Raw genomic sequence first — 24,405 nt, 5'->3', positions numbered from 1 at the left:
TGGTCATGGGGGTTGTCATCGGAGTACTCGCGGTGCTCGCCGGACTGGTGGGCGCCGGCCTGCATGCGGTGAACGCGGCGGCAGGGCGCGCGATGGGCCCGTCGTTCTGGTTGATGGAAGTGGCGGCCGCGGTCACGTACGGCCTCGTCTGCGTCGTGCTGCGGCGGGCCGATACTCGCCGGATCCAGATCGTGCTGGGTGGCGTCGCGCTGACTCAGGGTGTGGCCTTGCTGTGCTCCGAGATCGGGGCGCTGTCCGGCGACAACTGGACGACGTGGATCGGTGCCTGGCTGTGGGCGCCCGGTTACGTCGCGATCGCAGTCCTGCTCCCGGTCCTCCTTCCGGACGGTCGGCCGCAGTCGCGGTTCGCATTCCTGCTGAACGCGAGCGCGGTTGGCGTCATCACGGTGATCTGGGCGCTCACGCCGTACAACTCGCAGGACTTCCCGGAGGCGCTGCGGGGTGCGCGGAATCCGTTGGCCGTGCCGGCGGTCGGCGAACCTGTCACCGCGGCGATCGCCGGCGTGCTTCTCGTCGTCGCTGTCGTGACCGGCTTCGTCGCGCTCGTCGTCAGGTGGCGGCGGGCCGCGGATCTGGAACGGCAGCAGCTGAAGTGGGTCCTCGTCGGCTACGCGTGCACGGTGGTCCTCTTCGGTGTTGCGCGGCTGCTCCCGAACGCGAGTACGGGTGCCGTCGCCGCACTGGCCATGCTGCCGCTTCCGATCGCCATCGGCATCGCCGTACTGCGCTACGGCCTGTGGGACGTGGACATCGTCATCTCCCGAGCCTTGGTGTACGGCGGGCTGTCGACACTCGTCGTGGCCCTGTACGCCGTCACGGTCTGGCTGGTCGGCGATCGGCTCGGAGCCACCACCGGTACGCCGATCCTCGCGACAACGATCGTCGCGCTGGCGGCGCTGCCGTTGCGGTCCTGGCTGCAACGACACGTCAATCGGCTGGTCCACGGTGACGTCGACGAGCCGTACGCCGTACTCGCGCGACTCGGGGCCCGACTCGCGGCAGCCACCACGCCGGACGACCTGTCCGAGCGGGTCCTGCCATCGGTGGTCGAACAAGTCGCGCGATCCCTGCGCGCGCAGCGGGCCACGATCGCGCTGCGAGACGGATCGATCACGTCGTACGGCGGAGGCTCGCGGACTGGGACGACCGTCGCACTGGAGTACGCCGGGGAACGGTTCGGTGCGCTCACCGTCACTCGGTCGGCCGAGTTCGACGGCCACGAGCTCCGCGCGCTCGACGAACTCGCAACGCAGGCTGCCGTCGCGGCGCACACAGTCCTGCTCGCACGAGAAGCGCAGCGCGCTCGCGAGGCCGTCGTCGTCGCGCGGGAAGAAGAACGCCGGAGGTTGCGTCGCGATCTGCACGACGGCATCGGTCCATCGCTGGCGGCGCTGGCCCTGCATGTCGAGACCGCCCGCGACCTCGCGCCGGACGACCCCGAGGCCGCGGGCCGGTTGCTCGACCGTCTCGTGCCCCGGCTGAACGCGGCGGTCGCGGACGTGCGGGCGCTGGTGCACGAACTGCGGCCCCCGATGCTGGACGAACTCGGGCTCGCGGCCGCGGTCCGGGAACTCGGCGATCGGTTGTCCACGGCAACGACAAGGGTTCACGTCGTCACGGACGAGATCGCCGGATTGCCTGCTGCCGTTGAGGTTGCGGCGTACAACATCGCCGGTGAGGCGATCGGGAATGCGGTCCGGCACTCGGGCGCGGACTCGGTGGGCGTCCGGGTGTGCGACGCGGACGGCTACCTGCGGATCGAGGTCGTGGACGACGGTCGCGGCCTGCCTGATCGACCACGACCAGGTGTCGGTACGTCGTCGATGCGCGAGCGGGCCGAGGAACTCGGGGGACAACTGCTGATCGTCTCCGGGCCGCCGGGAACGACCGTGACCGCGCTGCTGCCGAAGGAGGCGTCATGACGGTTCGGGTGCTTGTCGTCGACGACCATCCGCTCTATCGCGAAGGACTCGTGACCGCGATCTCGACGATGCCCGGCAAGGAAGTGGTCGGCGAGGCCGCGGACGGCGAGCAGGCGGTCCGGCTGGCCGGTGAGCTGGTGCCGGACGTCGTCGTGATGGATCTGCACATGCCGGTGCTGAACGGCGTCGAGGCGACCCGCCGGGTGACCGAGCGGCATCCTCAGATCGCCGTACTGGTGCTGACGATGCTGGAGAACGACGAATCGGTGTTCGCCGCGGTGCGAGCCGGCGCCCGGGGCTACCTGCTCAAAGGCGCCGACCGTGCCGAGATCGGCCGGGCGCTGGACGGGGTGTCGCACGGCGAGGTCGTGTTCTCCTCCGCGATCGCCGGCCGCGTGCTGGCGTACTTCGCCGCCGGCCGCCCCGGCCCGGAAGTCGCGCCGTTCCCCGAGCTCACCGACCGCGAGCGCGAGATCCTGGACCTGGTCGCCCGCGGCCTGACGAACGCCGCGATCGCCCGGCAGTTGGTGGTCAGCGACAAGACCGTCCGCAACCACGTGTCGAACGTGTTCAGCAAACTGCACGTCGCCGGCCGGGCCGAAGCCTTCTCCCGCGCCCGGGACGCCGGCCTGGGAACCCGGACGGCGTCAGAGTTTGGCGCCGATTAGCTGGTAGATGTCGTCGTGCGCGCCCGGCAGGTCGTCGTGGCCGAAGTCGGGGTACTGGCGGTACTCCTTGACGGACTGGATCTTGTTGTACGCCGCGAACTGCGTCGACGGCGGGCAGATCTGGTCCTCCAGCCCGACGAACAGCGTCACCTCGCCCCGGATCCGCGGCGCGAGGTGCTGCACGTCGATGTATCCGAGGGTCGTGAACACCTCGTCCTGCCGCAGGTGCCGCGGGTCGCGCTTGCGGAACCAGGTGACGATCTCGTCGTACGGGCCGGTCTCCAGGTTGAGGTCCCAGGTCCGCTGGTAGTCGCACAGGAACGGGTAGACGCTGGCCGTGTACTTGATCGTCGGCGTCAGCGCGGCCGCCACCAGCGACAACCCGCCGCCCTGGCTCCACCCGGTCGTCGCGATCCGCGCCGCGTCGACCTCGGGCAGCGCGCCGATGATGTCGGCGAGCCGGCGGGTGTCCAGGAAGACGTGCTTGTACAGCAGTCCGTCCGGTCCGGCGTCGAGTCCGTGCACCAGGTGGTGCTGCAGCGAGAAGCTGTTGGCCTCCTGCGACGGAGTCCGGAACCCGACCTGCTCGCGCACGTCCAGCGCCGCCACGGTGAACCCGCGCGCCGCGTAGGGGAGCAGCTCGACCCACTTCGGCTGCTCACCGCCGTACCCGTGGAACAGCAGGACCGCGGGGCCGGTCGGCTCCGCGGGCCGCAGTACCTTCGCGTGCACGCGGTACCCGCCGGTCCCGGTGAAGTAGACGTGCTGGGCGACGGCGGTCGTCAGCGGGAAGTCGGTGGCGTCGACGAACTCCTCATCGGCCGGGACCGACTCGAGGTCGAGCAGCGCCTTGTCCCAGAACGCGTCGAAGTCCGCCGGTCGCGGATTCGTGCCCTGGTACGCCAGCAGCTCGTCGTACGACATCTCGAAGGACAGCACCCGGAACTCCTCACCTAGAACGCAGCTGACTCATTCTGCGCTGTCGGTGTCGTCCGGTGCAGTGCCGTCCCAGATGGTGTACCCGTGCGCCGCGTTCAGCTTGTCGCGCAGCGTGTTCTCCAGCGACGTGACCTGACCGGGCACCAGCCAGGAGACCGGCAGCAGGATCGGGTGCTCGGGCTGCTTGGTGCGCAGCACGATCGCCTCGCCGTGGGTGGTCTCCACCCGGCCGACCTCGGTGACGTCGGTCCAGGGGGTGCGGACGCCGCGGACCTCGATGTCGGTGTCGCGGAGCCGCGCGACCTTCGGCGGCCGGGCCAGGATGTACAGCCCGGCGATCGCGATCATTCCGCCGAGGGTGACGAACACCGACACCGCGACCGAGGGCAGCCCCAGTGCCCAGAGCACCGCGGCCACCCCGAGAATGATCAGCCCGGCAGCCAGGATCCCGAGGAACCGTCCTGCCCGCATCCGGTACGTCGTACGCATCGCCACAGGATCTCATCCAGCCCGGGCGGCCGGTTCAGAAGGCGTCGGTCTCGGACGTCGTCGCGTTGCCGAACGGCGTCTTCGACAGGCTGATCGTCCAGACGTAGCCGCTGTCCAGGCGCCGGTCGAACTTCGAGTACGAGCAGTCCTCGGTGAACCGGTGGTACTTCGCGTCCCAGTTCGTCCCGGTCTTGTAGTAGACCCAGAACGACCCGCGGATCCCGTTCAGGGTCGCGGACTTGTTCGCCCGGACGTAGATCGAGGCCTGCGGTGTCTTCGGGCTGCTCGCGGTCACCACGATGACCGCGTCCGCGCCCGCGTTGTTGATCTTGAGCGTGTTCGACCCGCGCGAACCGGACCGCTGGAACACGTCACCGTTCTCGCCCCGGCCGCCGATCACCGCCGGCGCCGAAGGCTTGGCCGGCACCGACACCGCGCCGAACTTCACACCGCGGCCGATCGACGTCTGCACGCTCTGCGCGAGCCCGGCGAACGCCGTCCGCACCCCGTCCTTCGCCTCGTACAGCCGCACCTCGGGGCCCTTCGGCAACCCGCACCCGGTGCGCGTCTCGCCGGCCTTGCCCAGATTGGTACTGACGTCCCCGGCATAGGCGTCGAAGGCATCCAGTACGGCGGGATGCGCCGACACCAGGCCGCTCGGCGGAGTGATCTTCGCCAGCTCGTTGCGCTCGATCAGGACGGCGCTCGCGAGCTGCGCGCGGGCCGCGTCGAAGGCCGCGACGGTCTGCGCGTTCATCACCCGCGCGACGGACGGCTTGAGGACCTTCTCGACGTTCGTCAGCGCGCGCTGGTACATCGGGACCGACAGCGCCACCGGGGTCGGCGTCGGCGTCGGGGTGGGTGCCGCCGACGAGGGTGGTGCACTCGACTGGGTCGTCGTACCGCCTGCTGCCGGCGCTTCGCCGCTCTCCGCCTTGCTCCCGCAGCCCGCGCAGGCCAGGACCGCAACTCCGACCACGACCGCCATCGAACGCCTCACAGCCACCCCCAGGTGTGACTCATCTTCACTTTGTCCCAATCCTTCCCCCGGAAGGGTTCACTTCGGGGGAAGGGCGGGACGTCAGTTGCCGGTCTGGCTGGGGTTGTAGGCGCAGGCGTCGGCCAGGTTCTCCGCGGCCCCCGGCGTCACGGTCGCCTTCGGCGTGGTGGGCTTCTTCGTGGAGGTGCTGGTGGTCGGCTTCGTGGTCGGCTTGGTCGTCGGCTTGGTCGCCGCCTTCGGGGCGATCGCCTTCTGGATGATCTGCCGCATCGCCGTGTAGTCCGGGTTCTTGCCGGTCGGGAAGTTCTTGTTCTTGTCCAGGTCGATGTTGGTGACCTTGGCGTTCTTCACCTTCAGGCCGAGCTGGATGAACGCGCCCAGGATCTCCTGCGGGATGTCGGTGCGCAGCAGCTCCTTGCCGGCCGCGGCGATCTGCTGGTACTTCGTCACCAGCGTCGCCGGGTTGGCGCTGCTCACCAGGGCGTGGATCGTGCAGCGCTGACGCTCCTGCCGGGACGGGTCACTGAGGCCGTAGCGGCCTCGCGCGAACCACAGCGCGTGGTACCCGTCGAGCTTCTGGTTCGGCCCCGGCTCGATGTAGCTGCTCGGCTTCTTCTCGCTGTTCGAGCCCGGGCCGGCGCCGTAGTCGCCGCCGATCGGGACCCGGTAGTTGACGTTCACGGTGATGCCACCGATCGCGTCGATGATCTGCTTGAAGCCGGCCAGGTTGACCTGCATGTAGTAGTCGATGTCCAGGCCGAGCGCGGCGCTCGCGGCCAGCTTGACCACGTCCGCGCCCTCGTTGTCGGTCTGGCCGAGGATGCCCGGGTGCTGCCTCGGGACGTTGTCGTACATCGCGTCCAGGTAGAACTCCGGCTGCTCGGTGTTGCCCTTGCTCGAGTCCCAGAAGCCGTCCGGGTACACCTTGTGCAGCGGCGAGTCCGCCGGGAACGGCATCCGCATCCAGTTCCGGCTGAGCGAGATCAGCGCGGTGTCACCGGTCTTGGTGTCAATACTCGCGACGATCACCGTGTCGGTCCGGACACCGGTCCGGCCGACGCCGTCGTCGGCACCGAGCAGCAGCAGGTTCAGCCGCGGGGTCTTCGCCCACGGGTCACTCGCGTTGCTCACCTTCGGCCGGGTCGCGGACTTCGAGTTGCCCTCGGACTGGAACACGCTGCCGACCAGGTCGCGCTGCGCCATCACGGTCTGCGCGGCCACGGTCGTCGGTACGGCGATCGCGAAACAGAGCAGTCCGACGAACATCGACCCCGCGAGCCGGCCGGTGTAGCTCATGCTCACCGGCCGGATCAATTTGTGGGAGGCGACCACCACCCAGATCCAGGCGACACCGAGCAGCACGACGGCCCCGGTCGCGATCAGCAGCTGGCGCGGCGAGACCGCCAGCGCGAGCACCGAGTCGCGATGCGTGAGACCGACGTACGCGGCGATCAGCAGCAGGCCGGCGCTGATCGTCAGGACGAACGCGCCGAGCTTCTTCCGGCCGCCGAGCAACAGTCCCGACCCCGGGAGCAGGGCACTGACCAGGGTCAGGCCGATGGCCTTCGACGCGGTGCGGGCCCGGTGCGAACGGGGGCGGGACCGGTTGGCACGAGGTGCCGCCCTCCGGCCGGCTGCGCGAGTGCTCCGCGACATGGCTCCGTTTCCCTGATCGACGACGTGACGACCTTTCCGCCGGCCGCACGCAGCGACCCACGGTAACTCAGACGCCCACGGCACCCAGTTGGTTGACGTGAAGCAGACGACCCCCGTCGATTGGTCGCCAGCGTACACATCCCCCGGTCGACACACCCAAGAATCCACTCGCCACGCACAGCAACCACCCGCGACAGCACCACAACCGGTCAGCGCTCACCGGCGGCCAAGGGGCATCCACGCGCGTTTGGGGGGTCCGGGGGGCGAAGCCCCGCCGGGCGGGTTCTGGGGGTTGCACCCCCAGAAAGCAACCGGAGCTCCCGGTCCGCGCTTTCTGCGGACGGGGAGCTCCCAGGAGCGGAGGCGGCGGGATTTGAACCCGCGAGAGGGGATTACCCTCAACCCGCTTAGCAGGCGGGCGCCATCGACCGGACTAGGCGACGCCTCCTCCGACGATCCCCCGGAGGGGACACGACGACGGCCAAGACTATCCGTTCGACCCGGTCGCCTGCAAAAGCGGGGTCAACTGGTCACAGATTGCCTCGCCGCGGCGATCAGTTCGACCGTCCGGGGCGTCATCGGCTCCGGCGAAATGATCACGTGCTCGACCCCCAGATCCTGGTACGCCGCCAGCGCCGCGGGCAGGTCCCGGACCTCGATCGCCTGCGGGGTGGGCTCTGTCACAGGCTGGTCCGGATCGCGGACGATGATCCCCACCGTCGCGGCGACCGACCCTTCCGGTCTGCCTGCCGTGTCAACAGCTTGGCGCAGTGTCTCGAGCCGTTCCTCGACCTGCTCGTTCGGAGCGCCGTACCAGGCCGTGTTCCAGGCGTCGGCCCATTCCGCGGTCAGCCGCATCATCCGCGGCCGCCTCCCGGCGATCAGGATCGGGATCCGGTGTGGCGGCGCGGGGTCGAGATTCGCCTCCTGGACCCGGTAGTAGGTGCCGTCGAAGGTGACGGTCTCGCCGCGCACCATCCGAGCGACGATCTCCAGCCACTCCGCGAACCGGCCGACCCGATGATCGGTGGGCAGCCCGAAGGCGTCGTACTCCGGGTCGTGCCAGCCGGCGCCGACGCCGAGGATCAGCCGGCCGCCGGACACCTCGTCCAGCGTTGCGGCCATCTTCGCGGTCAGTCCCGGGTCCCGGAACGATGCGCAGAGCACCATGTTCCCGAGCTCGACCCGGGAGGTGACCGCGGCCACAGCGGTGAGCAGGGTCCACGACTCGTGCATCCCGTAGACCTGGCCCTGCGGGTCCCGGTAGAGGAAGTGGTCCGCGAGCCACACCGAGTCCAGGCCGCCCTGCTCGGCCGCCTCGGCCACCGCCCGGACGTCTGCCCATTTGGGCATCGCGCCACCGGGGCCGTCGCCGGCGCCCAGCGGGAGCATCACACCGATCTTCAGGCCCACGGTCCGACACCGCCGATCGAGTCGACGGTGATGTGCGTGATGTAGCCGGGCGGCGGCGTCGCGCCGGGGAAGAACTCCGCGTCCGGCCCGATGTACGTCTTCGCGAGGTCACGCAGTACCTCGACCGCGCCACCCTCCGTGATCCGGGCGGTGCCGTTGATCAGCAGGTACTCCGTGAGACCCATCTCGTTCATCCGGTCGGTCTCGAGGGTGAGTGCCACCCGTCCGTCGCGCCGGATGTTGCGCACCTTGCGGTTGTTCGGGATGTGCGCGGCGATGATCTCGTCACCGTCGAGGCCGACCCAGACCACCGAGACCTGGGGGCTGCCGTCGGGGTTCAGCGTCACCAGATGCCCGAGGGCGTTGGATTCGAGCACGGTTCGCGCGCTCTCAGGGATTCGCATGCGGCCAAGGTAGTTGGATCATGGCGCCATGAGGAGGCCGTACCCGGATCGGGCGGCCGCCGGTGTGGCCGTGGCCGAGGAGCTCGGTCCGGTCACCGGAGCCGTCCTGGTCCTCGGGCTCGCACGCGGCGGCGTACCGGTCGCGGCGCCGGTCGCGGACGCCCTGGACGCGGACCTCGACGTCCTGATCGTCCGCAAGCTCGGCCTGCCCGGTCAGCCGGAGCTGGCGATGGGCGCGATCGCCGGCGTTGGTGAGGAACTGCGCGTGGTCCGGAACGAGCCGATCGCGGCCGAAGTCGATCCGGAGACCCTGGAAGCGGTCCGCCGCCGCGAGGTCGACGAGCTGCGCCGCCGCGAGCGCGAGTACCGCGGCGACCGCCCGCGGCTCGACGTCCGGGACCGGGTCGTGGTGCTGGTCGACGACGGCCTCGCGACCGGCTCGACGATGCGGGCGGCCGTCGAAGCGGTACGGCGCCAGCGGCCGGCCCGCGTGATCGTCGCGGTACCCGTGGGTGGGATCGAGAGCTGCCGTCGACTGTCGCGGGTCGCCGACCAGGTGGTGTGTGCGTGGATCCCGCGGTACTTCAGCGCGGTCGGCCAGGCCTACCGGGACTTCTCGCCGGTGAGCGACGACGAGGTCCGGCGGGTGCTCGCCGACAGCACAGCGCGGCGCCCCGGCGGATGACCCGGGGCGCCGCGCTGTCGTCCGGCCACTGGCTTCCGAAACAGCGGCCGGCGTTCGTCAGCCCAGACGGGCCTTCAGGTTGTCCAGCTCGACCTTGAGCGTGGCCGGGACGGTGTCGCCGAGCTTGGCGAACCACTCCTCGATCAGCGGGATCTCGGCCTTCCACTCCTCGGCGTCGACGCCGAGCGCGATCTCCAGGTCCTGGGCGGTCAGGTCCAGCCCGCTGACGTCCAGCGCGTCCGCCGCCGGCACCCGGCCGATCGGGGTCTCGACCGCGTCCGCCTGGCCCTCGAGCCGCTCGATGACCCACTTCAGCACCCGGCTGTTCTCACCGAAGCCCGGCCAGACGAACTTGCCCGCGTCGTCCTTGCGGAACCAGTTCACGTAGAAGATCTTCGGCAGCTGCGCCGCATCGTGCTGCTTGCCGACCGTCAGCCAGTGGTCGAAGTACTGGCCGGCGTCGTACCCGAGGAACGGCAGCATCGCCATCGGGTCGCGCCGGACCACGCCGACCTGACCGACCGCGGCCGCGGTGGTCTCCGACGACAGCGTGGCGCCCATGAAGACACCGTGCGCCCAGTCCCGGGACTCGGTCACCAGCGGGACCGTGGTCGCGCGGCGGCCGCCGAAGATGATCGCGGAGATCGGTACGCCGTTCGGGTCGTCGTACTCGTCGGCGATGATCGGGCACTGCTTGATCGGCGTGCAGAACCGGCTGTTCGGGTGGCTGGACAGCTCGCCGCTGTCCGGCGTCCACTCGCGGCCCTTCCAATCGGTCAGGTGGTTCGGCGGGGTCGGCGAGTAGCCCTCCCACCAGACGTCACCGTCGTCGGTCAGCGCGACGTTGGTGAAGACCGAGTTGCCCTTCTCGATGGTGCGCATCGCGTTCGGGTTGGTCTTCCAGCCGGTGCCGGGGGCAACACCGAACAGACCGAACTCCGGGTTCACGGCGTACAGCCGGCCGTCCTTGCCGAACCGCATCCAGGCGATGTCGTCGCCGAGCGTCTCGACCTCCCAACCCTCGAGCGTCGGGTCGAGCATCGCCAGGTTGGTCTTGCCGCAGGCGCTCGGGAACGCGGCCGCGATGTAGTGCACCTGCTTCTCGGGCGAGATCAGCTTGAGGATCAGCATGTGCTCGGCCAGCCAGCCCTCGTCGCGGGCCATCGCACTCGCGATCCGCAGCGAGTAGCACTTCTTGCCGAGCAGGGAGTTGCCGCCGTACCCCGATCCGTACGACCAGATCGTCCGCTCCTCAGGGAACTGGACGATGTACTTCTCGTCGTTGCACGGCCACGGCACGTCCTGCTGCCCCGGCTCGAGCGGCGCGCCGACCGAGTGCAGGCAGGGGACGTACGACGCGTCGTCGCCCATCTTCGCGAGTACTTCGGCACCGGTGCGAGCCATGATCCGCATCGACGCGACGACGTACGCCGAGTCCGTGATCTCGACACCGAACATCGGCTTGTCCGCCGTTAACGGGCCCATACAGAACGGGACGACGTACATCGTCCGGCCGCGCATCGAGCCGCGGTACAGCTCGGTCATCAGCGCCTTCATCTGCGCCGGGTCCATCCAGTTGTTGGTCGGACCCGCGTCCTTCTCCTCGACGGAGCAGATGAACGTGCGCTGCTCGACCCGGGCGACGTCGGAGGGGTCCGTGCGTGCCCAGAACGAGTTCGGCTTCTTCTCGTCGTTCAGCCGGACCATGGTGCCGGCGGCAATCAGTTCGTCGGTGAGCTTGGTGTACTCGGCGTCCGAGCCGTCCACCCAGTGGATCCGGTCGGGCTGGGTCAGTGCGGCGACCTCGGCCACCCAGGCCAGCAGGCCGGTGTGGCGGGTCGGGGCGTCGGTCAGGTCGGACGGCGCGGGGGCAGCGCTCGGGAGGGGGTCCGGGGTGTTCTGCGGTGCGGTGTCGGTATGGGTCGGGCTGGCGGTGGTCGTCATTCGCGGCTCATTCCCTCTCGGCTGGTCGGCCCGGCGCTCGTCCGGCCCTTCGACACTGAAAGGCGGTACGGCGACGGCCGCCGGGGTCTCCGGCGGTTCGATCGGCTGACTGGCGGTGTGATGTCTCGCAGACCAGTAGTTCCAGTGGATACATACCAGTGTGCAAGTGGTACTACGGTACGCGACGCCACCGGGGTCTGGGAACCGCCAGCACGTGAACCCGGTCACAAAGTGTTCGCGACAATCGCTTTCCGCTGTCGCTTGTGAAAAGAGAACGGCCCGCGCTGGTCAGCGCGGGCCGTTCAGGAGATTTTCCGGTGGATCAGCTGGTCTGCCGCCAGATGTCGTTGACCAGCCGCTGGATGTCCGGCGCCTCGACCGGCTGGCCGTAGGCCATCACGCCGACCAGCCACCACTGACCGCCGCTCTGGAACGCCCGCGTCATCGTGATCGTGTACGGCGCCTTCGTCGACACCGACAGCCAGGTCCGCGAGTCCTTCGCGGTCGCCGGCGCGGTCGTCTTGTAGGTCTTCGTCCACTCCTGGTCGAACGTCAGCCGGTCGGCGAGGCACTGCGCCAGGCTGACGCACGGGTGCAGCGCGATCTGCGCGCGGAACGCGTTCTTCAGACCGTTCGGGTCGTAGTCGTTCTTGGTCACGATGCGCCGCAGGATCAGCTGCGACGACTCACCCAGGAAGTCCACCTGCGGCGGACGCGGCCAGCCGATCGCGAACGGCAGCTCCGCGTTCGACACCACCTGGAGGTCGGTGCCGGCCGCATACGTCGCGCCGAAGATCCCGGGGGATCCGTCCGGCCGCTTGTACGGCGCCGTCGTCACGCGGTTGACCGGCGGCAGCAGCACGGTCTTCGGGATCGCCTCCGGACTGACCGCCGCTGCCGGGCCGGCCGCGGCCGGCTCGTCCTTGACCGCGCTGCCGATCGCGGTGCCGATCGAGTACGTGATGCTGAAGATGATCAGCACGACGATCGCGACAACGCCGTAGACCCATGCGCCGATCTTGCGGCGGTACTGCCGGGCCACGTCGATCTTCGACTGCGGTTGTCCTTGTTGTTGCCCTTGTGCTTGCGTCGCCGCGGGCTGCGCCGGGTGGTCGACGTACGACGGCATCGCCATCCGGCTCCGCTCGTGGTCGACCTCGGGGAGCGTCGGCGGCACCGCGCCGTACTGGCTGAGTTGCGCGCGGACCGCCTGCAGCGACTCGTCGTCGTTGCCGAGGATCCCGTCGAGCGGATCGATCAGCCGCTCCGCGCCGGTCTGGCCGGGGACCAGCTGCGTGATCGCGTACGGGCGGCCGGAGTTGAAGTTGGCCGCCCACAGCGGCGTCTCCTGCTGCCCCGGCACGAGCGCGGCGTCGCGGCTCGCGCGGGTCAGCCGGTCCACGACCGTCGGGTCCTGGGCGCCGTCCTCGCTCAGTACGAGCGCGACGATCTCCATCCCGGTGAACGTGCGGCCGTGCCACAACTCAGCCAACGGGTGCTGAAGCAGTCGCTGGTCCAGCTGGTAGCCGGGGATCTCCGGCGTACTGTTACTCACTTGCTCTCCCAGATCGCGCGATCCGCCAGCGCCAGCGCGGCCTGCTGCGCCACATCCGCCTGCACCGGGTTGGCCGTGTAGTCCACCAGTACGACGATGTCCGCGCGCTGCACCAGCACTCGCACGTTCCACGATTCGCCGGCCAGCCCCTTCGCCCTCTGGTCGACCTTCGTCGGGTACGGGCGGCTCTCGGTCAGCGCCTTCATCGGCGACCGCGTGAACGCCTTCTTCGCCGTCTGGTCCGGCGTGAACGGCGCATTGCCCGCGCCCGCGTCCTGCCCGGCGTACGGCGTGATCGTCACCTTCACACCCGCCGACGTGTACGCCCGTACCTTGGTCCGCGAGCTACCCGCCTGACAGGTGACCTCCGAGCTCCCGCCCTGGATCATCGTCGTCGGCCCACTCGATGCCTTCGGCAACAGCTGGGACACGTCCCCGATCCGCTGGCACAGATCCCCCGCCAGCGCCCGGGCCGGCACGACATCCTCGGGCGTCACCGGCTCGCCGACCGCGAACCCGATCCCACCCCCCGCGAGCGCGGCCACCCCGCACCCGAGCGCCGTACCCCGAACCAGTCGACTAGCCATGCCCGCGACCTTAGCCACGCGAAGGTCCTCCCTCTGCCATCCCCCTCCGACGCGTCCCCCCCACGCCCGGTTCCCACCAATCCCGCGAGCTTCTCCCGGGACCGTGCACACGCATTGGTGGCCTCGAACAAGCAATAACCTGTCCAAGGCAACCAAAGGGTGTCCACAGTCCCCACGCCGAGCCCCGGCGTACGGCGGTTGGGTCGGGCGTCGACGCCCGCGGCGAGCTCCGGCGTACGGCGGCTGGGGTCAGCTGAGGAGGGTCTGGACCGATCCGCCGGACTCGGTGAGCTTGCTGCCGAGACCCTTGAGCGCATCGCCGACGGTGGCGAGAATTCCGGACAGATCCTCCAGGTTGCCGGCCAGGCTCTCGATCTCGGTCGCGACCCCACCCACCTGGCCGCTCCCTTCATTCAGCCTCTTCGCCGCGGCGTCACCGATCCCAGGAATCTTGTCCAGCTCGCCCGCCAGCCCCGACAGCATCCCGGCCGCGTCATGCAACCGATCCTTCGCCGCGTTCATCGTCCCGGCACTCCCGGTCAGCGCCTTCCGCGCGCCACCTTCGCCGTCTTCCCCGACCAGCGCCCCAGCCGCCTTCGCCGCCTGCTCACCCGCCTCCGCAAGCCCCGACCCGATCGTCTTCAGCAACTCCGGCAACTTCCCGATCATCCCGACCGCATCGTCCGGCAACCCCCGCACCAGATTCAGCACCTTCTGAAAGTCGTCCGAGTTCTCCATCACGAACCCGACGGCCTTCTTCACATCACCCAGATCCCGCCCACCCAACATCTCCTCAAGTCCCATCCGCGGATCGTAGGGCTCCGCCCCACCCCACCCCGGTACGCCGCACCGCCAGTAACCACCCCACCCCAACCAGTCGCCCCGCCCCCACCCACCACCGCCAACCCCCCTCGCCCCAACCCCGCCTTTCGCGCCCCCGAACCAGCCCTCCACATCCCCGAAAACCCTCGCCCCGGAACCCCCGCCGTACCCTCCGCCAACCCCCTCAACGAGCCGATTGGCATACACGGCCCCCCGCCATGTATCGTTACTCGACGTTGTCCAGCGCTCGTAGCTCAACGGATAGAGCATCTGACTACGGATCAGAAGGTTGGGGGTTCGAATCCCTCCGAGCGCGCAAACCAAAAGCCCAGGCAGAGCATCTCTGACCTGGGCTTTTGCCTTCCCGGAGCCACCAGCGACTGTCGTGCTCGCCGCCCTCCCGGTCCCCCACGATTGACCCCCAACGTCACCCCGTCTGACTCCTCGAACAGGAACCCGAGCTCGTCCACGGCCTGGCATTGCAGCTCCCCGGCCACGTCGACGTAGATGACCTTCGTTGTACGGGGTCGGCGTGCTCGAGAATGTCCTGAATCTCCGGGGCCACTGGCGTGCGGTCTCACTGATGGAAGCCTTCTCTGCGCGGGGAGCGTAGATCCAAGCTCAACCCGCAATCGGTGCATGCGGCACCGCCGCAGGTCACCGGGCGTCGCACATCACCTGCCGGAGGACACCCGAGAGCCGTGCCCCTCTGCAGGATTGACCTCTATGGATCAAGGGCGCGCCTTCGGCGCGGACGGGCGAGCCCGTGCGGCCTGCCGGCCGAACCTCGCCCGCCCGCGCGTCGTTGGTTGCTGAACGGTTGGGTTCATGAGGTCACGGGCGAACTCAACCGGTCATGCCTCCGCCGCGTCGGGTCTTAGCCGACGAACGCGATTGCGTTGCCGTCTGGGTCTCGCACGATGAAGTCCGTGCCGCCCCACGCTTGTTTGGTCAGCTTTTGCACGATCTCGGCGTCAGCGGCCAGATATTCCGTGTACAGCTCACGCACGTTCGGCGTATCGACGAACGCCATGATGAGTTCTTCTCGTTCCGCGGCACCGGCCGCGAACACCGGCTCGTGTACGAGCTTCAGGTGCAAGGTCGCGCCGTCGCGCGACACCGATCCGTAGAACGGCGGGTTGCCGTGCAAGAAGTCGATCCGGAAGCCGAGCTGGTCCCGATAGAACGTGGCCGAGGCGTCGACGTCGGCGACGTACAGCACCGGTTTGGCGCTCGCGACTGCCGTGTCCTGAGTCTCCGGCTGCTCGCCGGTGGGCGCGGCCGCTTCCGTGCTCGTCTTGAGTTCGGCCCAGTTGGCGCAGCCCGCTTCGAGGGCGATGACCTCTTGGGCTTCGGTGAGTGGAAACTTCAGCGCGAGGGCTTCGCGGTCGGACAACGTGCGATAGCGCTCGAGCTGTCGGATGCGACCGCCGATCGAGAAGTTTCCTTCGCGGTGCCAGCGAACCAGCAGTTTCGCCTGTTTCTTGTAGGTTTCGAGCTTGGGCATGGCGCTCCCTCTTCGGTCTTGAAGTAGGTGGGCCTTGCCCTTTCGGCTTGTATGCCGTTGCGCCCTACGACCGGGGTTGAACCCGCGCCTGCGAGATTGAGATTACCACAGCGAATTGTTGGCCGGCGGCGCAACTGACGCGCTCGGCCGTGACTCCAGTCTGACTCGAACGGGCTCCTAACGAGCAGGGTGAGCTTCGGCGGGTAGAAACCCGTTGTCACCTTCAGCGTCGTACACAAAACTGCACGGGGAGGTGGTCACATGGCCGCAGTCGTACTTGATCTGACCGTCAGAGATCTCGCTCATGCCGATTTGGCCGCGTGCGGTTTTGCCGGCAGCAAACTGCACCTGACGCAGGTTGCCAAGGAACTCGACCGAGCGCGTTCTGGGGACGTTGACTACCTTGCAGTCTGCACAAAGACCGACGTACCCGTAGCTATCGGCGGGGTCGACTATTTGCCGCATCCGGGTGCAGGTTCGCTGTGGCAATTGTCCGTGCATCCGGCGTTGCAGTCCTGTGGGATCGGGACGGTGCTCATTGGAGCCGCTGAGCGGCGGATCTTGGCCCGAGGCCTTGATCGTGCCGAGATCGGTGTCGAGCTGAATAACCCCAGAGCCCGTGCCCTGTACGAGCGGCTGGGCTACGTCGCATACGACGAGGTGCTCGAAGCTTGGGACCAGCAGAACCCCGACGGCTCAATCACGCGGTACGAGACGATGTGCGCTCAGATGCGCAAGGTGCTGAGTTAGAGCTGCGGATCAGAAGTTGTGAGTTGGCACAGGCGGCGCCGCACGTATTTAGCGCGCTTCCAGGTCGAAGAACAGGAAGCAGATGAATGAGCGGCCGTCCGCGTTGGGGAGTAGTTCCGCCGGAGCGTTGGCTGCGGGCGGCGGCTCGGTGACCGTCTTGATGCCGAACCCCGCGGCGATGAACGTGTTGATGACGTCCTGCAGGGGGCGATGCCAGTAGGTCATCCACACGGTTCCTTCGCCGAAGTCGTAGTCCTCGGAGTACTGCGTCAGGGCGAAGTAGTCGGCCTCCGGGTACACCACCGCGTAGACCGTCGGATGGATGATCGAAACGATGAGCCGGCCGCCTGGCTTGAGCACACGTCGCAGTTCGGCCAGTGCCGAGGCCCAGTCCTCGATGTAGTGCAAGGACAGCGATGCGACGACGCGGTCGAACGCGTCGTCGGGATAGGGCAGGGGCGCACCAAGGTCGGCGACTTTCAGGTCCGCCTCCTGACCCAGCCTTTCGCGGGCGAGTTCGACCATGGCGGGGCTCAGGTCGAAGCCGGACACGATCGCGCCCTTGCCGCGCAGAGCGTCCATCAAGGGACCCGAACCACAGCCGGCGTCGAGAATCGCCTCGCCCGCGACGTCGCCCGCGAGACGAATCATCTCCGGACGCGCGTAGTACGCGTTGAAGAGGTTGTTCTCGTTGCTGGCCGAGTACGCCGCCGCGAAGCCGTCGTAGTCAGCGACAGGAGCACCGGACTTGCTCACCGAATCGGGCATGCCAGGTTTCTACCCCGAGGGCGGATGCACGCGCCAACCTGCCGGCTTCAAAACCGTGTGCGAGCGGGCCGAGTGCCCCATACCCTCCGGACATGGACCTTCGGGAAGAACTGCCGGCTGACAGGCAGGCCGTGCGGAACGTGCACATGCGGGCGTTCGGCGATCATGGCCTTGTCGTAGCCGACCTGGTCGACACCTTGCGGAACACCCTGGCCTCCGATGACGGTCTCTCGCTGGTCGCCGAGCAGGACGGACAGCTCGTCGGCCATGTCACGTTCACGCGCAGTCTCCTGGATGCCCCTCGACAACTGGTGGACGTGCAAGTCCTCAGTCCGTTGGCTGTACTGCCGGACCTCCACAAACGCGGCATCGGCTCCGCCCTTGTCCGGCACGGTCTCGAGATCCTTGCCGAGCGGGACGTACCCCTCGTCTTCCTGGAGGGCGACCCGGGCTACTACTCGCGCCTCGGCTTCGTGCCCGGTGGTGATCTGGGCTTCCGCAAGCCATCCCTGCGAATCCCGGACGCTGCCTTCCAGGCCGTAAAACTCCCGGCGTACGAGTCATGGATGACCGGGACGCTTGTCTACGCCGAAGCGTTCTGGCGGCACGACGCCGTCGGCCTCCGCGACCCCAACGCTCAGTGAAGCCGTCGCAGGCATGGGACGCAGATTCCAGCGAGTAGACCACGCAGTGCATGAGCCGCGCCGATGCCCGAGTACGCCGTATGTCGGCGTTGACGTACGCGAGCTTCGTCGTACGGGTGTCTGTGGGTGTCGCTAGCATCGGGGGATGGCTGCGACGGCGTCTGGGGTGTTCCGGCGAACTGCGATCGAGCGGGCCGATCAACGGGTTTCGTGGGAGCGGACGGATCAGGCGTTCTTCTCTAGCGGGGCGTGCCACGTGCTGGCCTGGACGTGTAGGGAGTTCTATCCCGATCAGGAGCTCGCCCTGGCGGCTTTGTACATGGCTGACTACGAGCATCCGCTGCACGTGTACGCGAAGTGGGGCACGTGGGCGTTCGATGCGTCGGGTTGGAACCCCGAGGCCGAACTCCTGCAGGTCAACAGCGACTTCGAGGGGCTCCCCGTCCGTGAGGTGGAGACGATCAGCAGCGACCTCCGGGAGTTCTGCGAAAAGCACGTGCATCGCCAACCGCACCAGTACTGGGCAGACCCGACAGAACGCGCTCGGGCCTACGTGTCCCAGTACACCCCGCCCTGGCGCTAGCCCCTTCGATCGTACGAACCGACGTGTGCCCATGACATCCGAGTGGGTCGGATGTCGCACGCATAGGCTGACGCCCATGCCCCAGGTGCAGAGCACAGATGACGACTTCCGAATCTGCGCGATCTCGCTTGATGAACTGGCGGAACTCCAAACCAACGCGGAGCAGAACGCCTTCTCGACCCGCTGGACATCCGTCGATGCGCTGCGCCGTCAGGTTCTCGATGCGCCCATTCTGCTCATGACCTTTCTTCGCGAGGAGCGCTTTGAGGCGTTGCGCGCGTACAGGTGTTTCTTGCTGTTCGAGGCGACGGCCGCGCACGCCGGGCCAGCGCTGGTCACGTTGGACATCGCTCCGGAGCGACTTGCAGGACTTCCCAGACTCGACCGCGAGGCCGACGTACGTGCCGCGTTGGTCCACACTTTCGAGATGGCGATCCGGTCGCACGACGTCGCGACGAAGGGCTAGAGCATGGCTGATGCCCCGGGGAAGGTTGATCAGTACTGCTACTTCTGGATCGTGAGCGACGTTCTTACCGCTGCAGACATCGGTGACGCGCTCGGCGTACTTCCTGATCGGATCAGCGTGATGGGGATCCGACGAACCTCGCCGCGGAATGTGCCGGCGGAACATCGGTGGGAGATCGTGTGCGACAGGCACGGTCGGATCGACGAGCAGGCGTCCGTGCTGCTGGCGCGTCTCGAGCCAGTTGCCGCCAGAGTGCGGACCCTCGTCGAGCGGGGCGACGTACGCGCCGGCCTGATGATGGTTCGGTACTTCGACGACGCGGCCGGCGGCTACGGCGCGATGAGCTGGTCTCTTTCGCGTCAGCAGGTCGCGCTGCTCGCGGACCTGGGTGCTGTGATCGACTCGGACGAATACGCAGGTGATTTCACTGCCCATTCGCCGGGCTAGGACTTGGCGGGTTGCAAGGGAGGGTCAGCCTTCGGTCACCTTGTAGTGCAGGCGTACGGGGCCGTTGGGGTCGGTGTGGACGGAGAGGAGTTGCAGCGGGGTTGGAGACTCGCCGACGGAGAGCGGTGGGCCGTCCATGACTGAGGGTGTGCCGAGTCCGCCGATTAGAGCGGGCGCCAGGGTTAGGTGGAGTTCGTCGATCAGGCCGGCCCGGAGTAGTGCGCCGTTCAGTCCGCCGCCTGCTGTGGACAGTACGCAGGTGATGCCGAGCCCGGTGCCCATCGCGGAGATCGCTTGGGTCAGGTCGACGCGGTCCTCGCCGACGACGAGGTAGCAGATGCGTTCTCGGCGGAGATAGCTGAGGTAGTCGGCTGGGGTTGATCGCGCCACCAGGACCAGGGCGTCCCAGTTCTCGTGTTTCTCGGTCCAGCGCACCCTTCCGCGGCTGTCGACGACCGTGAACCACATGTGCGGCGGGGATGGCTGTGCGGTGATGTCCGGCGGGAGGAAGTGCTGGTAGAGCTCGGCGATGTCACCGTCGTACGCCGGCAGCTCTTCCGGGATCGTGTCCTCGGTGACCAGGCTGCCGCTGCCCTCCAGGATCGCGTTGCAGCCGTACTGCTGCCGGAGCACCTCGAGGACGTCGAACGACGCCGGATCGGCGGCAGGCGGCGTCATCGCGGCCCACAAATCCGAACTCGGCTGGTGCATCAAGAGCGCGTCCCGGGCAAGCGCGACCTTCCCGTCGACACTGGCTCCCACACTGACCACCACACGCGGTCGCTTCGACATCGAAGCCTCCTTCGGCTGGCTGCACGACGGAAACCAGATCTACCAGCACCCACCGACAACGCCCGCAGGCCAACTCGGCGCAAAGCACATGACGACCTCAGGCGACCCGAGCACAATGGTCGCGATGACGGAGGAGTTGGGGGAGACGCCCACGCCGGCGCTGGTTGCCGCGTGGCTGGCTCTGGACATGCTGCGGCCGGAGTCTGTGCCGCTATGGGCAGCCGACTGGCTTGTCCAGGGATATGACGGTACATCGTTGGCGGAGCTCGCCGGCCTCAGCGGGCGGGACCCGGGTGAGGTCCGCGACCTCCTCCCGGCAGCTCTCGCGGACACGGGCTTTGCTCCTTTGTCCACGAGGCAGGCCGCCCTCAAGGTGGCCTACGACCACATCGCCACCATGCATCTCACCGGCAGGGTCCGCTGGACCTGGGCCGTCAACGAGGTCGCGGGACTTGTGATCGCCAACGGGTACGCCGAAGAGGCCTTCCAACAACCCCTGGGTGATCTGTGGTACGTCGACGATGAACTGGGCGAACCATGGAGCCGGTCGGAAGACGAGCTAGCCGGGATCGTGCGTCGGGCGTGCATCGAGCAGGTGCGGCAATGAAGGATTCGAAGCACTCCAAGCATCCAAGCGACCGTGCTACCTGTCTCTTGACGCCCACCGGGCTGCATCGTGGGCGAGGCGTCGTCGCAGGGCGATAACCCGGCGACGTCGGGGGTTGGTCTCGCCATACTGGGCGGCCATGGATGAGGTCAGCGTTGTGGTGGCGCATGCTGAGCGGGCGACGTTGCGGGTCGGGGATGTGTTTCTGAAGGTGGATGCTGATCAGGCGCGCATTGATCGTGAGGCTGAGGTGATTGGCCTGGTGCCGGTGCCGGCCCCGGAAGTCCTGTGGCGTGAGGCGTGTGTGCTCGCGATTTCCGCCGTACCGGGGACTGTGCTCGGGCGGTTGGGTACGCCGTCGACCGCATCGCCGACGGCGTGGGCCGCGGCCGGTGCTGCGATCCGGAGGTTGCACGACGCGCCGGTGCCGCCCTGGCCGGGTCGTGGCGGTCAGGGCCTGGAGGAGTTGACGGCGGAACTCGATGACGAGTGCGAGCGACTCGTCGCGTACGGCGTCTTGCCCGCCGACCTGGTCGCTCGCAACCGCGAGGTCGCAGAGGCCGCGCTTCGGCCGTGGACTCCGGTGTTCACGCATGGGGACCTGCACATCGCCCACGTATTCGTCGACGGGGACGAGCTCACCGGCATCATCGACTGGTCCGAGGCGGGCCAGGGCGACGCCCTGCGCGACCTCGCCACCGTGACGCTCGGACACCCGGACCGCCTTGACGATCTCGTCGCCGGCTATGGCACCGACGTCGACCTCGAGGTCATTCAAGCGTGGTGGTCGCTGCGAACCCTGCTAGGCGTCCGCTGGCTGATCGACCACGGCTACGACCCGTTCACACCAGGCGGCGAGGTCGACGTACTCAGAGCCCGGATGTAGGACCTGGGTTTCAGGCCTCTCGACGGCCGCCGTTTTCGGACAGGGCCGCGCGCCAGGGATGACTCGGGGCGGTGAGAGCGAGGGACTCGTCAAGCCATCGTCGCGCCTCGGAATCCAGTAACGGGAGGACGGCGGCGAAGTCGATCTCGTCTTTCGGCAGCTTGCGCTTCGACTTGTAGAACAACTGCACCTCCGGCGCCAGAACCGGTATCCCTCGATCGGTGCGAATGCCCAGCGACGCGACCGGTCGATGGATCCGAGCATCGCGGCGAGACGTCCACTCGCCACCATCGGCCTCGTCCAGCATCACCTGGATTCGCCAAGGACCGTCAGGGTGCTCCCGACACCAGATGTCCTGGATCCCGAACGGCAGCCACTCTCCCGCCGGCCACGGCCGAAGGGTGCCTGGAGGGTCGGCCGCCTGGATATCCCAACCGTCCAGGACCTCGTGCACGATCTGCTGGTCGCGCCGCAGGAGCAGGACATCGATATCGCCGTGGGGCCGAAGTGGGCGCCCCGCGAGCAGTTCGATCGCATATCCGCCGGCGATCCACCACGGCGTCGTCAGCCGGCCGAACAGCCCCGTGACCGACTCCGGGGAGAGCGGGTCCCAAGCCCCAAGATCGCTACTCATCCTGCGAGCATGCCCGAGAACGGTCCATCCCGCCTGGTAATTGGTGGCCCCACCGAGTGCGCACATCGGTCGTTTCCCGTGGCGTCAGCTTGCGAGGGTGGAGATCTTGGATAGGTAGGTGTGGGGGATTTCGGCGCGGGAGTGGAGTTCGATGGGGTCGGCGTGGGGGATTAGGCGGCGCCACGAGATGAGTTGGTGTACGCCGACGAGCGCCCCGGCTGCGTCGAGGTCTTTGCGGAGGATTTGGGGGTCGGCGTCGAGGTGATCGCGCCAGACTGTCAGATAGATGTCGATTAGTTCGTTGTGGTCCGCGCGGGACAGGGGTGCTCTGGTCCATTCGACGACCGATTCGAGGAAACCGTGCAGTGAGACGAACGGGTGGCCCCAGAGCGCGTTGCCGAAGTCGAAGAATCGCGGGCGGAGTACGCCGGTCGAGCGGTCGGCGAAGATGTTCGCGGGATACACGTCGTTGAGTTCCAGGTCGAGTGGAACGGTGTCGCTGAGGGACGCCGTACGTCGATCCAGTACTGCGGCGGCGGTCTCGGCTCGCTTCAGTAGTTCTGGCTCGGGGCGCAGCGGATGGCCGGGGTGCAGCGACGCCCAGTCCTGGACCACGTCGCGCACTCGATCGCCGGCAATGGTCGGCGGCAGGTCGATGATCCCTGGGTGCTCGGTCGGGTTGAGGCGGCCGAGGAGCGTGCATTGAAGGCGGGCCAGCGCGCGTACGACGATGCGACGCGTCGGCTGATCGCGTACGTCGGGATGCGTGAGCGTCGTTCCCTGATCGTCGGTGAGCAGCCAACTGCGCTCGCGATCTACCGCGATCGGCTCGATCACGTCCGCCGGGGCGAGTTGCGCCAGTACGGCGACCAATCCAGCCTCGAAGCGGTGGCCCGGATTGTTCTCCTTGAACCACACGAGTCCCTCGCCGGACGGATAGCAGCGGTTCACTGACCAGAAGCGGGCGCGGTACGTCACCGGTATGCCGCTGATCCGGCGGCCGCGCTCGGCGAGGCGAGCGCCAACCCACGCGTCCGCGGTCCGCGTCCACTCGGGTGATGTCCAGCGGCGGACCCATTGGCCCGCAGCGTCCGGTCCGAGCGGCCTCGCCGGCGGCGCGTAGTGCGGCATCCACGAGACGCTAGCCCGTCGTTCCGACAACCACGCGACACTTGCAAAACGCGCCGTACGAAAGACCCCGGCCGAGCGGTGTCAGCGGCTTGTATGTCGCTTACGCGCTCGCGCCGTCGAGGTACGCCAAGGCTTCCGTGACGCACTGTTCCAGTGGGCGGGTCGTGTCGAGGCGGAGGTACGTGTCGGGGCGCTTCACCTTCGCGATCCACTCGGTGAACAGCTCCGTACCGCGCTCCGGCTCAGTCCCCAGGTCGATCGGTGGAAGGTCGACGGCCGGCCGTTGACTGCGCAGTGCGGGTCGCGACCGCAAGCGGGTGTCGAGCAGGCCGATGTCCTCGGTGAAGCACTCGATGTAGCGGTACTCGACGCCGTGTTTGGCAGCGATCGCCTGCCCAGCCGCCAGCAACTCGTCGTAATAACACGGGCTGTCGATGATCACGCCGATTCCCTGCGCCAGTACGTCGTCAGCCATAGCCTTCACCACGTTGTAGCTGGAAACGCGGGCGAAGGCGAAGCTGTCGTCCTGCTCCAGATTGGCTCCGCCGTCAGTGTCCATCAGCGCGGTCAGAATCACGTCCCGGTCGACCGCGACGAACCGCCGACGGCGCACCAACTCACGAGCAATCGTCGTCTTCCCGGCACCCGGCGGACCCGACATCTGAACCACCGCGACATCACTCATACGACTCCCATCCAATCGACACACCAAAACCCGTAGCCGAGAACCTAGCGCGAGCAGGTTCAAGGTTGAAGGTAGGTACTAGCTCCGTTCGTGCGACGTGCCGCGGTCCCGACGACGTACGGCCGCCGCCTCGGTGTCCGCGCCTGGCGTCGTCGGCGTCGATCTGGATTGATGATTCGCCAGCATTTGTTCAGCCCTGGTTGCCAGGAGATGCACTTCGCGATTGGTGTCGTTGCCGTCCAAGATGAACTCGAGTGATTCCTCGTCGGTGTAGTACCGGCAGATCAGCTGTTCGAGGTCGTCCGAGGATGCGTTCTCCAGGTGCAGGCGTTTGGTGAGCGTGATGATGTCGCCCGCATCCTTGCGCCGTTGGGCGATCAGCTTGGTCGCCAACAGGAAT

General features: G+C 67.8%; 27 protein-coding genes and 2 tRNA genes. 11 read left to right on the top strand and 18 right to left on the bottom strand.

The window, feature by feature from the left end; translation table 11 throughout:
* The first annotated feature begins 5 nt into the window (after nt 1–5).
* Both AC0662_RS21135 and AC0662_RS21130 read left to right on the top strand, forming a co-directional pair.
* Nucleotides 6–1,943, top strand: a complete 1,938-nt coding sequence (locus AC0662_RS21135) for a sensor histidine kinase (protein ID WP_478302612.1) — start codon at nt 6–8, stop codon at nt 1,941–1,943.
* Complete coding sequence (locus AC0662_RS21130; RefSeq protein ID WP_478302610.1) at nt 1,940–2,611, top strand: response regulator; 672 nt, start codon at nt 1,940–1,942, stop codon at nt 2,609–2,611. Before AC0662_RS21135 ends, AC0662_RS21130 begins: the two co-directional genes overlap by 4 nt.
* Here the strand turns inward: AC0662_RS21130 and AC0662_RS21125 are convergent.
* From AC0662_RS21125 to AC0662_RS21095, 7 genes are all read right to left on the bottom strand, one after another.
* A complete protein-coding gene (locus AC0662_RS21125) occupies nt 2,591–3,550 on the bottom strand; it encodes an acetylxylan esterase (protein WP_452197478.1) in 960 nt (319 codons plus the stop codon). The genes AC0662_RS21130 and AC0662_RS21125 overlap by 21 nt on opposite strands.
* A gap of 30 nt (nt 3,551–3,580) precedes the next feature.
* Complete coding sequence (locus AC0662_RS21120; RefSeq protein WP_478302608.1) at nt 3,581–4,039, bottom strand: hypothetical protein; 459 nt, start codon at nt 4,037–4,039, stop codon at nt 3,581–3,583.
* Between the two features lie 34 nt (nt 4,040–4,073).
* The gene (locus tag AC0662_RS21115; protein WP_478302606.1) at nt 4,074–5,039 is read right to left on the bottom strand and encodes a hypothetical protein; all 966 of its coding nucleotides are present in this window, start codon (nt 5,037–5,039) and stop codon (nt 4,074–4,076) included.
* Between the two features lie 81 nt (nt 5,040–5,120).
* Nucleotides 5,121–6,695, bottom strand: coding sequence for an LCP family protein (locus tag AC0662_RS21110; RefSeq protein WP_452197483.1), 1,575 nt, complete (start codon nt 6,693–6,695; stop codon nt 5,121–5,123).
* Between the two features lie 358 nt (nt 6,696–7,053).
* Nucleotides 7,054–7,143 (bottom strand) — tRNA-Ser (locus AC0662_RS21105).
* Between the two features lie 74 nt (nt 7,144–7,217).
* Nucleotides 7,218–8,108 carry an LLM class flavin-dependent oxidoreductase gene (locus AC0662_RS21100; protein ID WP_452197485.1) on the bottom strand — a complete coding sequence of 297 codons (891 nt, stop codon included), beginning with the start codon at nt 8,106–8,108 and terminating at the stop codon, nt 7,218–7,220.
* Nucleotides 8,099–8,512 carry a TIGR03618 family F420-dependent PPOX class oxidoreductase gene (locus AC0662_RS21095; protein WP_452197487.1) on the bottom strand — a complete coding sequence of 138 codons (414 nt, stop codon included), beginning with the start codon at nt 8,510–8,512 and terminating at the stop codon, nt 8,099–8,101. The genes AC0662_RS21100 and AC0662_RS21095 overlap by 10 nt, the downstream gene beginning before the upstream one ends.
* Nucleotides 8,513–8,540: 28 nt before the next feature.
* On the opposite strand from AC0662_RS21095, the gene AC0662_RS21090 reads away from it, so the two are divergent.
* Complete coding sequence (locus tag AC0662_RS21090) at nt 8,541–9,197, top strand: phosphoribosyltransferase (protein WP_478302603.1); 657 nt, start codon at nt 8,541–8,543, stop codon at nt 9,195–9,197.
* A 57-nt stretch (nt 9,198–9,254) separates the two neighbouring features.
* On the opposite strand, the gene AC0662_RS21085 is transcribed toward AC0662_RS21090, so the two are convergent.
* The 4 genes from AC0662_RS21085 to AC0662_RS21070 all read right to left on the bottom strand — a co-directional run bounded on the left by AC0662_RS21085 (nt 9,255) and on the right by AC0662_RS21070 (nt 14,087).
* A complete protein-coding gene (locus AC0662_RS21085) occupies nt 9,255–11,141 on the bottom strand; it encodes a phosphoenolpyruvate carboxykinase (GTP) (RefSeq protein ID WP_452197491.1) in 1,887 nt (628 codons plus the stop codon).
* Between the two features lie 322 nt (nt 11,142–11,463).
* Nucleotides 11,464–12,696: a hypothetical protein gene (locus tag AC0662_RS21080; RefSeq protein ID WP_452197493.1), complete on the bottom strand. Its 1,233-nt coding sequence runs from the start codon at nt 12,694–12,696 to the stop codon at nt 11,464–11,466.
* Nucleotides 12,693–13,283 (bottom strand): hypothetical protein, encoded by a 591-nt coding sequence (locus AC0662_RS21075; protein ID WP_452197494.1) that lies wholly within the window; start codon nt 13,281–13,283, stop codon nt 12,693–12,695. The genes AC0662_RS21080 and AC0662_RS21075 overlap by 4 nt, the downstream gene beginning before the upstream one ends.
* 249 nt (nt 13,284–13,532) lie before the next feature.
* A complete protein-coding gene (locus AC0662_RS21070; RefSeq protein ID WP_452197496.1) occupies nt 13,533–14,087 on the bottom strand; it encodes a hypothetical protein in 555 nt (184 codons plus the stop codon).
* A gap of 261 nt (nt 14,088–14,348) precedes the next feature.
* Between AC0662_RS21070 and AC0662_RS21065 the strand changes: the two genes are divergently transcribed.
* Nucleotides 14,349–14,421, top strand: a tRNA-Arg gene (locus tag AC0662_RS21065).
* Between the two features lie 561 nt (nt 14,422–14,982).
* Here AC0662_RS21065 and AC0662_RS21060 read toward each other — a convergent pair.
* Nucleotides 14,983–15,612 carry a glyoxalase superfamily protein gene (locus AC0662_RS21060; RefSeq protein WP_478302601.1) on the bottom strand — a complete coding sequence of 210 codons (630 nt, stop codon included), beginning with the start codon at nt 15,610–15,612 and terminating at the stop codon, nt 14,983–14,985.
* A 261-nt stretch (nt 15,613–15,873) separates the two neighbouring features.
* On the opposite strand from AC0662_RS21060, the gene AC0662_RS21055 reads away from it, so the two are divergent.
* Complete coding sequence (locus AC0662_RS21055) at nt 15,874–16,362, top strand: GNAT family N-acetyltransferase (RefSeq protein WP_478302599.1); 489 nt, start codon at nt 15,874–15,876, stop codon at nt 16,360–16,362.
* 48 nt (nt 16,363–16,410) lie between these two features.
* Here the strand turns inward: AC0662_RS21055 and AC0662_RS21050 are convergent, their stop codons facing one another.
* Nucleotides 16,411–17,130: a class I SAM-dependent methyltransferase gene (locus AC0662_RS21050; protein ID WP_478302598.1), complete on the bottom strand. Its 720-nt coding sequence runs from the start codon at nt 17,128–17,130 to the stop codon at nt 16,411–16,413.
* Nucleotides 17,131–17,222: 92 nt separating this feature from the next.
* Here AC0662_RS21050 and AC0662_RS21045 point away from each other — a divergent pair, with 92 nt between their 5' ends.
* The 4 genes from AC0662_RS21045 to AC0662_RS21030 all read left to right on the top strand — a co-directional run bounded on the left by AC0662_RS21045 (nt 17,223) and on the right by AC0662_RS21030 (nt 19,270).
* Nucleotides 17,223–17,774 (top strand): GNAT family N-acetyltransferase, encoded by a 552-nt coding sequence (locus tag AC0662_RS21045; RefSeq protein WP_478302596.1) that lies wholly within the window; start codon nt 17,223–17,225, stop codon nt 17,772–17,774.
* 145 nt (nt 17,775–17,919) lie between these two features.
* Entirely contained in the window at nt 17,920–18,357 is a 438-nt protein-coding gene (locus AC0662_RS21040) for a hypothetical protein (protein ID WP_478302594.1), read from the top strand.
* Between the two features lie 76 nt (nt 18,358–18,433).
* A complete protein-coding gene (locus AC0662_RS21035) occupies nt 18,434–18,823 on the top strand; it encodes a hypothetical protein (RefSeq protein ID WP_478302592.1) in 390 nt (129 codons plus the stop codon).
* 3 nt (nt 18,824–18,826) lie between these two features.
* Nucleotides 18,827–19,270 (top strand): DUF4279 domain-containing protein, encoded by a 444-nt coding sequence (locus AC0662_RS21030; RefSeq protein ID WP_478302590.1) that lies wholly within the window; start codon nt 18,827–18,829, stop codon nt 19,268–19,270.
* 24 nt (nt 19,271–19,294) lie between these two features.
* Here AC0662_RS21030 and AC0662_RS21025 read toward each other — a convergent pair whose 3' ends face one another.
* A complete protein-coding gene (locus tag AC0662_RS21025) occupies nt 19,295–20,062 on the bottom strand; it encodes a RibD family protein (RefSeq protein ID WP_478302588.1) in 768 nt (255 codons plus the stop codon).
* A 124-nt stretch (nt 20,063–20,186) separates the two neighbouring features.
* Here AC0662_RS21025 and AC0662_RS21020 point away from each other — a divergent pair, with 124 nt between their 5' ends.
* Entirely contained in the window at nt 20,187–20,669 is a 483-nt protein-coding gene (locus AC0662_RS21020; protein WP_478302586.1) for a hypothetical protein, read from the top strand.
* A gap of 139 nt (nt 20,670–20,808) precedes the next feature.
* A complete protein-coding gene (locus AC0662_RS21015; RefSeq protein WP_478302584.1) occupies nt 20,809–21,555 on the top strand; it encodes a phosphotransferase family protein in 747 nt (248 codons plus the stop codon).
* Between the two features lie 10 nt (nt 21,556–21,565).
* Here AC0662_RS21015 and AC0662_RS21010 read toward each other — a convergent pair whose 3' ends face one another.
* From AC0662_RS21010 to AC0662_RS20995, 4 genes are all read right to left on the bottom strand, one after another.
* Nucleotides 21,566–22,189 (bottom strand): nucleotidyltransferase domain-containing protein, encoded by a 624-nt coding sequence (locus AC0662_RS21010; RefSeq protein ID WP_478302582.1) that lies wholly within the window; start codon nt 22,187–22,189, stop codon nt 21,566–21,568.
* A gap of 84 nt (nt 22,190–22,273) precedes the next feature.
* The gene (locus AC0662_RS21005; RefSeq protein WP_478302580.1) at nt 22,274–23,320 is read right to left on the bottom strand and encodes an aminoglycoside phosphotransferase family protein; all 1,047 of its coding nucleotides are present in this window, start codon (nt 23,318–23,320) and stop codon (nt 22,274–22,276) included.
* A gap of 100 nt (nt 23,321–23,420) precedes the next feature.
* The gene (locus AC0662_RS21000) at nt 23,421–24,005 is read right to left on the bottom strand and encodes a P-loop nucleotide/nucleoside kinase family protein (protein ID WP_478302578.1); all 585 of its coding nucleotides are present in this window, start codon (nt 24,003–24,005) and stop codon (nt 23,421–23,423) included.
* A gap of 78 nt (nt 24,006–24,083) precedes the next feature.
* Entirely contained in the window at nt 24,084–24,398 is a 315-nt protein-coding gene (locus AC0662_RS20995; protein WP_478302576.1) for a hypothetical protein, read from the bottom strand.
* Nucleotides 24,399–24,405: the final 7 nt, after the last annotated feature.

The sequence above is a fragment of the Kribbella sp. NPDC043289 genome, from assembly GCF_056436705.1.
Note: the sequence above shows the minus strand (reverse complement) of the source record. Positions and strands in the feature narration are given on the sequence as shown.